At 53.4% G+C, this 12230-nt stretch carries 8 protein-coding genes; all 8 read left to right on the plus strand.

All coding sequences use genetic code 11. The features are described from left to right. The first annotated feature begins 183 nt into the window (after positions 1–183). Positions 184–2454 (plus strand): DNA helicase PcrA, encoded by a 2271-nt coding sequence (gene pcrA / locus J3482_RS05835; protein WP_146824589.1) that lies wholly within the window; start codon positions 184–186, stop codon positions 2452–2454. Between the two features lie 51 nt (positions 2455–2505). Continuing rightward, positions 2506–4539 carry an NAD-dependent DNA ligase LigA gene (gene ligA / locus J3482_RS05840; RefSeq protein ID WP_146824588.1) on the plus strand — a complete coding sequence of 678 codons (2034 nt, stop codon included), beginning with the start codon at positions 2506–2508 and terminating at the stop codon, positions 4537–4539. Between the two features lie 576 nt (positions 4540–5115). Next, complete coding sequence (locus tag J3482_RS05845) at positions 5116–6075, plus strand: MraY family glycosyltransferase (RefSeq protein ID WP_021297807.1); 960 nt, start codon at positions 5116–5118, stop codon at positions 6073–6075. Between the two features lie 143 nt (positions 6076–6218). Next, a complete protein-coding gene (gene gatC, locus J3482_RS05850; RefSeq protein WP_146824576.1) occupies positions 6219–6521 on the plus strand; it encodes an Asp-tRNA(Asn)/Glu-tRNA(Gln) amidotransferase subunit GatC in 303 nt (100 codons plus the stop codon). Next, the gene (gene gatA, locus J3482_RS05855; protein ID WP_146824575.1) at positions 6518–7960 is read left to right on the plus strand and encodes an Asp-tRNA(Asn)/Glu-tRNA(Gln) amidotransferase subunit GatA; all 1443 of its coding nucleotides are present in this window, start codon (positions 6518–6520) and stop codon (positions 7958–7960) included. Before gatC ends, gatA begins: the two co-directional genes overlap by 4 nt. Next, positions 7957–9390 carry an Asp-tRNA(Asn)/Glu-tRNA(Gln) amidotransferase subunit GatB gene (gene gatB, locus J3482_RS05860; protein WP_146824574.1) on the plus strand — a complete coding sequence of 478 codons (1434 nt, stop codon included), beginning with the start codon at positions 7957–7959 and terminating at the stop codon, positions 9388–9390. The genes gatA and gatB overlap by 4 nt, the downstream gene beginning before the upstream one ends. A gap of 145 nt (positions 9391–9535) precedes the next feature. Further along, on the plus strand, positions 9536–10930 hold the full coding sequence (gene rlmD, locus J3482_RS05865) for a 23S rRNA (uracil(1939)-C(5))-methyltransferase RlmD (protein ID WP_206922179.1): 1395 nt from the start codon (positions 9536–9538) through the stop codon (positions 10928–10930). A gap of 681 nt (positions 10931–11611) precedes the next feature. Further along, the coding region (locus J3482_RS05870; RefSeq protein ID WP_206922180.1) for an IS256 family transposase at positions 11612–12230 on the plus strand (619 nt) is incomplete at its 3' end.

Consider the following 12230-nt stretch of genomic DNA (forward strand, 5'->3'; position numbering starts at 1 on the left):
ATACTATAGCAGGTGCGTGATAGGTGCGTCAAGTATGTTTTGCCCTTTTTTCTTTGTCAGATATTCGCTGCAGTTTTGTCACGCTATCCATGCGAATGGGGAAGCGAACAAATGATCGCCTCATAGCTGGTCGGCTGGTATAATAGACATAGACAACTTTTGAAAGGTGTGGCGCGCGTGGCAATGATGGAACAACCGAGCGCACAGTCTATATTAGAAGGACTTAATCCCGAGCAACAGCGGGCGGTTCAGACGACCGATGGTCCGTTGCTGATTATGGCGGGCGCGGGAAGTGGCAAAACCAGTGTGCTGACTAGGCGAATTGCGTACCTCATTGCGGAGCGTCGAGTGCCTCCGTGGGGCATTCTGGCCATCACATTTACGAATAAAGCGGCGCGTGAAATGCGTGATAGGATACAGAAACTCGTCGGAAATATCGGAGCAGATATCTGGACGTCGACTTTTCATGCGCTGTGCGCGCGCATTTTGCGGCGGGACATTCAGCACATTGGTTACGCGAGTTCGTTTACTGTGCTGGATGGGGCTGATCAACTTTCCGTCGTCAAGCGCGTCATGGCGGATATGAATATCGATGTGAAAAAGTATGACCCGAAGGGCATTCTGCACCAAATTAGTCAGCATAAGAATGAGCTGCGTGATGGGGTGAGGGTGCGGGATATGGCGGGTTCACCATATGAACGCCTGGTTGGCGACGTCTATTTGGAGTACGAGCGGCGACTGCGGCAGAATCAGTCGCTTGATTTTGACGATTTGATTATGAAGACGGTGGAACTGTTTCGGCAGTCTCCGGACACGTTGAATTATTATCAGAATCGGTTTACGCATGTGCATGTGGACGAATACCAGGATACGAACCACGCGCAGTATATGCTGGTGAAGTTGCTGGCGGACAAGCGTAAAAATCTTTGCGTCGTCGGCGATTCCGACCAGTCCATCTATGGGTGGCGGGGTGCGGATATCCGCAATATTCTCGACTTTGAACGGGATTATCCGGATGCACAGGTCATTCGTCTGGAGCAGAACTATCGCTCTACGGGCAGAATTCTGCGCATTGCCAACCAGGTTATTCAAAATAACCGCAAGCGGATGGAGAAGAATTTGTGGACAAGCGCGGGCGAGGGTGAAAAGGCGACGTTGCACCATGCGTCGGACGAGCGGGCTGAAGCAGTGTTTGTCGCAGGACAAATCGAGTCGCTTGTGAAGCAAGGGTACACATACCCGGATTTTGGGGTCCTGTACCGCACCAATGCGCAGTCTCGTGTGATTGAGGAAATTTTCCTGCAAAAGGGTATTCCGTATCGTATTTATGGTGGGCTGAAGTTCTATGACCGCAAGGAAATTCGAGATGTGCTTGCCTATTTGCGCCTGGTGCTCAATCCAGATGACGACGTGTCGTTTGCTCGGGTCGTCAATGTGCCAAAGCGCGGGTTGGGGCAAACCACGGTAGAGCGGTTGGAAGCCTACGCACGTAATCACAATTGTTCCTTGTTTGATGCTGCCCAGAAGGCGGTTGATGCCGGTGTTAGCAAACGCGCTGCGAGTGCTTTGGCAGGGTTTGTGCAGATCATTCTGACGCTTCAGCAACAGCGGGCGTTTTTGCCGCTGACGGATTTAACCGAGGAGTTGCTGTCGAGATCTGGCTATCGCGAGGCCCTGCAGTTAGAAAAAACGTTGGAAGCGCAGAGTCGATTGGAAAACTTGGATGAATTCCTGTCGTTGACGCGGGAGTTTGACGAGAATGGCGCACAGGATACGCAAGTGAGTGCCCTCGAGCAGTTCTTGACAGACGTAGCGCTGGTGGCAGACAGTGACCTGAACAAAGGCAAGCCGGAATCGCAGGAAGAGAGTGAGGGTGTCACGATGATGACGCTTCACTCAGCCAAAGGTCTTGAATTTCCGGTGGTTTTTCTGGTCGGTATGGAGGAAGGTATCTTCCCTCACAAGCGGGCTTTGGATGAAGAGGATGAGATGGAGGAAGAGCGCCGTCTCTGTTATGTTGGCATCACACGAGCGATGCAGCGGCTCTTTTTGACTACGTGCAGCAGCCGCATGATTTTTGGTGAGCGGCGGCCATTTACGACGTCGCGGTTTTTGGCGGAGATGCCGGCGCAGGACGTGGAGAAAGACGGCGTGTTCTTTCAAGCGAAATCGGATTACAGCAGCGCTTTCCAGCCGAATTCGTCGACTGCGCCTGCCGCGAATACGAGTTTCCAAGGTAGCCGCATGACGATGCCGCAGTCGTTTGGCGCCGATTTGTCGGTCTCCTACGAGCCAGGCGACAAGGTGGAGCATCGCAAATGGGGCATTGGGGAAATTATCTCCAGGTCAGGTAGCGGTGAAAGCCTGGAACTCGTCGTTCGCTTTCTTGATCCCGTCGGGGAGCGCAAATTGTTCGCCAAATTTGCTCCTATCACCAAGGTCGCGGGGGACTGACGAGACGGGATAACCGCGTGTTCAGATTTGGAGGCTGACGTTGTGGTGGGTATGACCCTAGATGAGGCGCGTATGCGCGTCGATGCGTTGCGCAAGGAGATTGAGTATCACAATCAACGCTATTACCGCGAGGATGATCCGAGCATCACGGATGCCGAGTGGGACGCGTTGATGCGGGAATTGATGGCACTGGAGGCGGAATTTCCGGAATTACAGTCGCCGAGTTCGCCGACCCAGCGGGTGGGGGCCGGTGTATCTGAGGGATTTGTGAAAGTGGAACACGAAATCCCCATGCTATCGTTGTCTAACGCCTATTCGACGGAGGAGTTGTTCGAGTTTGACCGTCGGGTGCGGCAAACGGTAGGGGACGGCGTGCAATATGTGTGTGAGTTGAAAATTGATGGGTTGGCGGTCTCTCTTCGCTACGAGCAAGGCCACCTGGTTCGCGGCGCAACCCGCGGTGACGGTGAAGTTGGCGAGGATATCACCGCCAACATTCGCACCATCCGCAATGTCCCGCTGGCGTTGACGGAACCGGTGACGTTGGAGGTTCGCGGCGAGGCATATATGCCGAAGCAGTCGTTTTTGCGGTTGAATGAACAGCGCGAGCAGCAGGGCGAGCCGCCGTTCGCAAATCCGCGCAATGCGGCGGCCGGATCTCTTCGGCAATTAGATCCCCGCGTGGCGGCCAGTCGACGATTGGGCGTCATCGTTTACCAATTGGCGCAGGCTTCTGAGTATCCAGTTCAACGCCACAGCGAAGCGCTCGACTACGTGCAGCGGCTTGGGTTACCTGCCCATGGTGAGCGGAAGTTATGCCAAGATATTCAGGAAGTTATCGCGTACATCGACGAGTGGGCGGAGAGACGCCGAGATTTACCGTATGCGACGGACGGTATGGTCATTAAGGTTGATGATATTCGCCTGCAGCAGGAACTCGGCTTTACGGCTAGGAGTCCGCGCTGGGCGATTGCCTACAAATATGCGGCGGAACAGGCGACGACGACGCTTCGTCGCATTGATTTGAACGTCGGCCGGACGGGTGCGGTGACGCCGACGGCGGTGTTTGATCCCGTCCAATTAGCGGGCACGACGGTTTCTCGTGCGTCGCTGCACAATGAGGATCTGATTCGCGAAAAGGACATTCGCGTCGGTGACAAGATTGTCGTTCAAAAGGCTGGCGACATTATTCCGGAGGTCGTTAAATCCCTGCCAGAGGAGCGCCAGGGAGATATTCCTCCGTTTTCCATGCCGCGTCATTGTCCGCAGTGCGGCGAACCGTTGTTGCGCTTGCCGGGTGAAGCCGCTTGGCGCTGTGTCAATCCGAATTGCCCTGCGCTGATTCGCGAAGGGTTGATTCACTTTGTATCTCGCGACGCGATGAACATTGAAGGGCTTGGCGAGCAGTGGATTACGATTTTACTCGACAAGAACATGGTGAAGACAGTCGCCGATTTGTATCGCTTGACGAAAGATGATCTTCTGACGTTGGAACGCATGGGTGACAAGTTGGCAGACAAGCTCTTGCAGTCCATCGCGGCGAGCAAGGGGAACTCACTTGAGCGCTTGTTGTTTGGGTTAGGCATTCGCCTCGTCGGCGAGAAGGCGGCGAAGATTTTGGCGCAGTCGTTCATGACGATGGACGCACTGGCTGAGGCAAGTGTTGATGAACTGGTGGCGATTCCCGATATCGGTCCGAAGATGGCAGAGAGCATTCAGTTGTACTTCCAAACGCCGGCGGCGAAAGCTTTGCTTGCTGAACTTAAGGCTCTTGGGCTCAACATGACGTACCTTGGTCCAGAGCGCGTTCAAGTGGAGAGTGTCTTTACAGGCAAAACGGTTGTCCTGACTGGAACACTCGCGACGGTGGATAGAAAAGAAGCTTCGCGCTGGATTGAACAGTTGGGTGGTAGCGTGACGTCCAGTGTGAGTGCCAAGACCGACTTTGTCGTAGCAGGTGACAAAGCGGGCAGTAAGTTGGAGAAAGCCGAGGCGCTCATCTCGTCCGGAAAGAACCCAAATTTGCAGATTCTCGATGAGGAAGCATTTTTGCACGTGATCGACCAAGCCGGTTTGCGCACTTGAGGACGACATCGTTGAATTTCTGCATACCTTTGCATCGCATAGAAGTGCAATAAGGAAGTGCAATAGGTTGGCAGCACAATAAGTCACCCCGAGGATGTCGTGAAGCCGACGGGGTGACTTATTGTTTCACAGTGTGTCTCAATGCCGCGTTCTCGGCGCCTTTTTTTACGCCGTTTCACACAGGGGACTACTCGCGCGTGCGCAAAAATTCCGGCACGCTTATCTTTTCTTCTGTGCGTGTATGAAAAAAAGTGACGCGAGTGGAGTATCTGCCAACTAAGAACGCGATGGGCAATGCGATGATCAATCCGATGATGATGTCGTGCGTAGGCATTTCTGCAACACTCCTTCGATGCGCCGCGATGGGCCTCGTAACCTTGATGGGTGTGTTTTTTTTCAGAACCCATCCTCGTTTCTACTGATATCTATGTACAGGCGGCGACAAGCATGCCAAAAAGTTTGTGACGTGCCGAGGACAAATGTGCGAAATCTCGATGTTGTTTCAATCTAGCGTGCTATAATGGTCGTTGTACGGTACATTTGTCCGTGGTTGAATGGGAGGTCTTTCGGCCCGTCATGATTCCAATTTGGTATTACTTACTCTGCTTTATCGTGGCGTTTGGTATTTGTTACGCTGCTGTTCCGGTGATTCGAAAAGTAGCGCTCAAGACTGGTTTTGTGGATAAACCAAATCAGCGCAAAATCCATAAAGAGCCGATTCCACTGCTTGGCGGCATCGCGATTTACGTTTCCTTCGCGTTGACGGCCGGGGTGCTTGGTCATGCAGGAATGACGTTCTGGGGGATTGCGGTGGGCGGCTTTTTGATTTTCGGCATCGGTGTGATTGACGACTTTTACAAGACGCGAGGTCGTGATTTCAAAGCCTGGCCGAAGTTTTTAATGCAGATTGTCGCAGCGGTGGTGTTAATCGCCTTTCAAATCCGCATGACGGGTGTGAACTTGCCGTTTCACCACACGTATTACAGTTTTCCACTGTGGCTTTCCTGGGTGGCGACGGTGATTTGGGTCGTCGCGATTACGAATATGATGAATTTCCTCGATGGGGTCGATGGACTCGCTTCCGGTCTCGCGGCGATATCTGCCTTGACGCTCGTCTTCATTGCCATTCTCAAAGGGCAAGGCGTGAGCGCGATTTTAGCCGTTTCCCTGATGGGTAGCTCTGTTGGCTTTCTCAAACACAATTTTCACCCAGCCCGCATTTTTATGGGGGATGCAGGTGCCACATTCCTTGGTTACGTACTGGCGGCTATCGCGGTGGATGGAGCCTTTAAGAGTGCGACACTGGTGTCGCTTCTGGTGCCGGTTTTGGCGCTCGGGGTTCCCATTTTGGACACAGTCTGGGTCTTTTACCGGAGATTCCGTGAAAATCGGCCAATTTACGTCGCGGATAAAGGGCACACGTTCCACCTGCTGATGAAGTCTGGGTTGACGCAAGTCCAAACCGTGGCGTTTATGTACCTATTGGGCATCTGTTTTAGTTTGGCATCCATTGTAGTGCTCTTGGTATCGCACTAGTGGGAGGCAGCTCTTGAGCAACTGCTCGTGTGAGTTGCTCCATGGATGCCGCAGGTGCCTTCCATTATGCGGAAAAGCTCTATGGTGTGCTATAATCCCGAAAAGAAAGATACCTTCGACGTTTCCTTAGGAGGGACAAGCTGTTGAAGATTACCGAAGAGACGGTCAGCCACGTTGCGCGCTTGGCTCGTTTGGCCATGCCTGAGGCTGAACGATCCCTACTCGCACCTCAATTAAACGACATTTTGGAGTATGCGGCATCGCTCCAGCAGGTAGATTTGGAAGGCGTACCGCCAACCAGTCATCCGTTCGAACAGACGAATGTGTTGCGCGAAGACGAGGTACGCCCGAGCTTGTCTCGTGATGCGGCGCTCGCCAATGCGCCGGAAACTGAAGACGGTCAAGTTCGTGTGCCGGCCGTCCTTGAAGGAGGCACAGGCGCATGAAATTAAATAGCGTCAAAGAGATTTTGGCATCCGTACATAAAGGTGAAACAACCGCAGCCGACTGGGCCAAGGCCTCACTCGATGCGGTTCGCAAAGTCGATGGGGAACTCGAAGCGTTCCTGACGGTCGATGAGGACGCTGCGCTGTCGCGCGCCGAGGCAACCACAGCAGATCAAGGTGGGCTGGCGGGTGTGCCGTACGCGCTCAAGGATAACATCTGCACACAAGGGATGTTGACCACGGCTGCATCGCGGATCTTGGAAAATTATATTCCCCCTTATAACGCGACGGTCGCGAATCTGCTCAACGACGCGGGCGGTGTGTTGATTGGCAAGACCAACCTCGACGAGTTCGCAATGGGGTCTACCACTGAGACATCCGCATTCAAGAAGACTAAGAATCCATATGCCAAGGGGCGGGTACCGGGTGGATCGAGCGGCGGATCCGCGGCGGCAGTCGCAGCGGGCATCGTGCCATTTGCACTCGGTTCTGATACAGGCGGATCTATCCGTCAACCGGCGGCGTTTTGCGGCGTGTTCGGCCTGAAACCGACGTATGGCCGCGTCTCTCGGTATGGGCTGATTGCCTTTGCGTCATCGCTCGACCAGATTGGCCCCTTTACGAACACCGCTGAGGATGCAGCGATTGTGATGAATGCCATCAGTGGCTATGACCAGTACGACTCCACGTCTGCGAAGGTGGAGCACGAAGATTTCACGCAGGACTTAGGGCTCGGTGTGAAAGGATTGCGCATTGGTATCGTCCGCAACTTGCCGGAAGAGGGACTGAATCCAGCTGTGAAGCAGGCGGTGGATGCGGCTATCCACAAGCTCGAAGGCGAAGGGGCGACCGTGGTCGAGGTAGACCTTCCGCACTCCGAGTACGCGGTGGCGACGTATTACCTGATTGCACCCGCCGAAGCGTCCTCGAACCTGTCGCGCTACGATGGCGTTCGTTTTGGGCGGCGCGCTGAGGCCAAGAGTATGATTGATATGTTTGAGCAAAGTCGCAGCCAGGGGTTTGGCATGGAGGTCAAACGCCGCATTATCATCGGCACTTACGCGCTTTCGTCCGGTTATTACGACGCGTATTACAAGCGGGCGCAGCAGATGCGCACGCTCATCCGTCGGGACTACGAGAAGGCGTTTGAACAATGCGATGTCATTCTTATGCCGACGACGCCGACGACGGCTTTCCCGTTTGGCGAAAAGTCGGACGACCCGCTTGCGATGTATTTGAATGACATTTACACCATCCCGGCAAACCTGGCGGGAATTCCGGGTGCGAGCGTTCCGTGTGGCTTTGTCGACGGATTGCCGGTTGGTTTACAGGTGCTGGCGAAGCCGTTTGCTGAGCGCACTATTTTGCGCGTCGCGCACGCGTATGAGCAAGTTCGCGACTTCTCGTGGCCACAGCCGGAATTGGGGGTTGCAGAATGAACTACGAGACGATTATTGGTCTTGAAGTGCACGTCGAATTGAAAACGGAGACCAAGATTTTTTGCGGCTGTAAAAACGACAGCAATTCGGAGCCCAACACCAATGTGTGCCCGGTTTGCATGGGTCACCCAGGCGCTTTGCCGGTGCTCAATCGCCAGGCCGTGGAATTGGCGTTGCGGGCGGCGACGGCGCTCAACTGCACCATCAACCAGCAGTCGAAATTCGACCGCAAAAATTACTTTTACCCGGACTCGCCAAAGGGCTATCAGATTTCGCAGTTTGATAAGCCGATTGGGGAGCATGGATATATCGAGATCGAAGTCGGCGGCGAAAAGAAGCGCATCGGCATTACGCGCTTGCATCTTGAGGAGGATGCAGGGAAATCGACGCATGCCCCGGACGGATCGCACACGTTGGTCGACTTCAACCGCACCGGTGTGCCGCTGATTGAAATTGTGTCGGAGCCGGACATTCGTACGCCGGAGGAGGCGCGTCTGTACCTGGAAGCGCTCAAGAGCATCATGCAGTACTGCGATGTTTCCGACTGTAAGATGGAAGAGGGGTCCCTTCGCTGTGACGCGAACGTCTCCTTGCGGCCAGTCGGTGAGACCAAGTTTGGCAACAAGGCCGAATTGAAGAACATGAACTCGTTCCGCAATGTTCAACGCGGCCTGGAGTACGAAGTGGAGCGCCAGACGGCGGTGTACGAAGAGGGCGGAGAAGTGGTGCAGGAGACGCGCCGTTTCGACGAGGCGACGCAGACGACCATTTCCATGCGCTCGAAGGAAGAGGCGCACGACTATCGCTACTTCCCAGAGCCTGACTTGGTCGATCTCGCCATCGACGATGCCTGGCTCAACCGCGTCCGCGCGGAATTGCCGGAGTTGCCCCTGGCCAAGCGCACTCGCTATGAGCAGGAACTCGGTTTGCCGGCGTATGATGCGGGTGTGTTGACGGCGGATCCACTCGTCGCACAGTATTATGAGCGGGTCATCGCCGAAAATGTCGACGCGAAGGCAGCGAGCAACTGGGTCATGAGTGACATCCTCGGCGGCCTGAACAATGAAGGCAAATCGCCGGCGGAGTGTCCGATTTCGCCGGAGAACTTGGCGGGCTTGATTCAAGAGGTTTCGAGTGGAAAGATCTCTTCCAAGCAGGCGCGCGACGTCTTTAAGACGATGTGGGAGACGGGCAAGTCGGCAAGTGCCATCATCAAGGAACAGGGCATGGAGCAAATCAGCGACGCGTCCGTGCTTGGCCCAATTCTCGACGAAGTCCTCGCGAAGAACGAAAAGTCGGTTGCCGATTACAAAGGCGGCAAGGACCGGGCGTTGGGCGCACTGGTCGGACAAGTGATGAAGGCGACGAAGGGCAAGGCAAATCCAGCGCTCGTCAATCAACTTTTGATTGAGAAGATTCAAGCGCTGTAAGGCGACATTGTGAATACAGGCGTATAAATTCAGTGGAGACCGACCACCGTGTAAAGGGTGGTCGGTTTCTGCAATCATGTCTGCTATCACAGTAAATTACGCAGAACCCTACAATGAGCACGACTGAATTCGGAGGACTTTATACATGGCAGATGTGAAAGATAGCCACCCGCTTGAACAAGGTGGCACATATGAAGTGACTGCACTTCGACTGAACGACGACGGCGAAGGTGTCACGACCATCAATGGTATGACGGTTTTCGTACCATTTTTACTACCAGGTGAGCGGGGAAACGTGCGCGTTGTCGAGCGTCAGCGCCGTTTTGCTCGCGCAACACTTTTGGATCGTTATGACACCTCGCCTGATCGGCAAGATGCACCTTGCCCTGTCTTTGGCGCGTGCGGCGGATGCCAGGCGCAACATCTGCGTTACGATGCGCAATTGACTTGGAAGGAGAACCGCGTGAAGCGCGTCGCGCAGCAATTGGGGCTCGATGCGGACGCCATCGTGCGTGACATTGTGCCATCACCGGATGCGTTTCGCTACCGCAACCAAGTGCAAATGCCGATGCGATTTGACGCTGATAAAAAGCAGGTGCGAATGGGGTACTATGGGTTTGCATCGCACCAGATGATTGAGACCGACTCCTGTCATCTGCAGAGCGAGGCGATGCAGGATACGTTAAATCGAGCGCGCGTCTTTCTCACGGATAGAGGCGCCGATTTGGCGGGCCTCGTTCACCACGTTATTGTGCGCGAGTCGCAAACCACAGGTGAACAGCTCGTCGTCTTCGTCGTGCGTCACTCGCGTGGTCACGTTCGCCGTGCACTGGCCGAATTCGAAGCCCCGCATGTGACGTCCGTATGCCTGACTGCGCAGCCGAAGGCTGTCGGCCCTGTGTGGGGGCGCAAACTTGAGACGTTATACGGGCCGGGCACGTTGAAGGAGACCATTGCTGGGTTGTCGTTTGCCGTGTCACCACGGTCCTTCCTGCAAATTCAGGCACCCGTCGCCGAAAAGATGTATCAAACCGTCGTTGACTATGCTGATCTTCGTTCGACCGACGTCGTGATTGACGCCTACTGCGGCATTGGTACGCTGACCCTGCTGTTAGCTGGGCGTGCGGGTCAAGCTATTGGGGTTGAAGAGGTTGAGGCATCGGTCGAGGACGCGCAAATCAACGGTGAAGACCTCGGCGTCGACAACGCCGAGTTTCACGTCGGTCGCGTAGAAGACTGGTTGCCCAAGTGGGTCGAGGACGGCAATCGCGCGGATGTCGTCGTGTTTGATCCGCCGCGTAAGGGCATTGATGCCGCTGCCATCCAAGCAGTCCTCAAAACGGGCCCGCGTCGCATTGTTTACGCCTCCTGCAACCCAGCGACATTACAGCGCGATCTCAAGCTGTTCTTGGCAGGAGGATATCGTGTTGAGGTCATGCAGCCGCTCGACATGTTTCCACAGACGGCACATTTGGAGTGTGTCACGCTGTTGGTGCGGGATTGTTGTAGCCCAACAATAAAGTCGTTCAAGAGTGAATAAAGTTCGAGCAAAATTAGAATAAACATCTGAAAAGAGCAGGATTAATGGTCGGGTAAAATGGGGAAACCCAATGATACCGAGCCTTAATCCTGTTTTTTGTTCAGGACTTTATTCTCAAATTAATAAAGTTCGGCAAGAAAAAATGGAGTGAAAAGTCGAGAAAATGAGGGAAAGTTGCAGGACATTATTATCTGGGAATTATATGAAATGTAGGCGTGGTGCGGGATTCGGGGAATGGGGATTTAAGAGGTTTATTATCTCGGAACATAGTAGAGGGTGAAAAAGAGAATCAAAAATGTTTCTCTTTTTCAGGAAAAGGGAAAGAAAGGGAAATACGTTCTCGAATAAATTTATTTACCTGGGAAACGCTTGCTAAGGATTACCAAACTCTGTATTATAAATCAAAAGGCAAACAGATAGAGGACGGAAATCTGATGAGGACGATTGGTAATCGATACAAACCTCATATACTTTTTAAATCACGCTCAGCCGAAATGGCTGGGTGTTACTGACACAGCATAATGTCCGGAAATTGACGGCGTAAGTTGACCCTGAATTGGCGGATTCGGTGTCCGAAAGTGCTTACAGGAATGGGAAGAGAGTTTTCCCGAGGGTGTAAAATATTTTGTGTAAACTCCCAACCCCAGTAAAATGGGAGTACAAGTTTGGGAGGACGTACACATGAGTTTGTTATCGAGAGAGCAGTTACGTCAGTTTATCAAGGAGAATGATTTCAAGTCACCCGAGGATATCCAGGCTGCGCTTAAAGAGGTTTTTGCCAGCACCATGCAAGAAATGCTCGAGGCTGAGTTGGAGACGCACCTGGGCTACGCGAAGCACGCTGTCAAGGATAAGATGACGGACAATAGCCGTAATGGTCATAGTCACAAATCCATCACGTCTGAGTATGGTGAGGTAGACATTTCAGTTCCCCGCGACCGCAAGGGCGAGTTTGATCCGCTCATCATCAAAAAACATCAAACGAATACCGTTGGCATCGAGGACCAAGTTATCGCACTCTACGCCCGCGGTATGAGCACTCGCGACATTCAAGCCCATCTGGAGCACTTATACGGTGTGGACGTATCCCCGACACTTGTTTCTAACATCACGGACAAACTGCTCCCCATGATTAAAGAGTGGCAAAACCGCCCACTGAATCCTGTTTACGCAGTTGTGTTCATGGATGCGATTCACTACAAAGTAAAGCAGGACGGACAAGTTGTTAGCAAGGCATCATACATGATTGTAGGCATTGACTTAGACGGTAGAAAAGATGTTTTAGGTATGTGGATTGGTG

Source organism: Alicyclobacillus suci (assembly GCF_017329615.1).
Lineage (GTDB): Bacteria > Bacillota > Bacilli > Alicyclobacillales > Alicyclobacillaceae > Alicyclobacillus > Alicyclobacillus suci.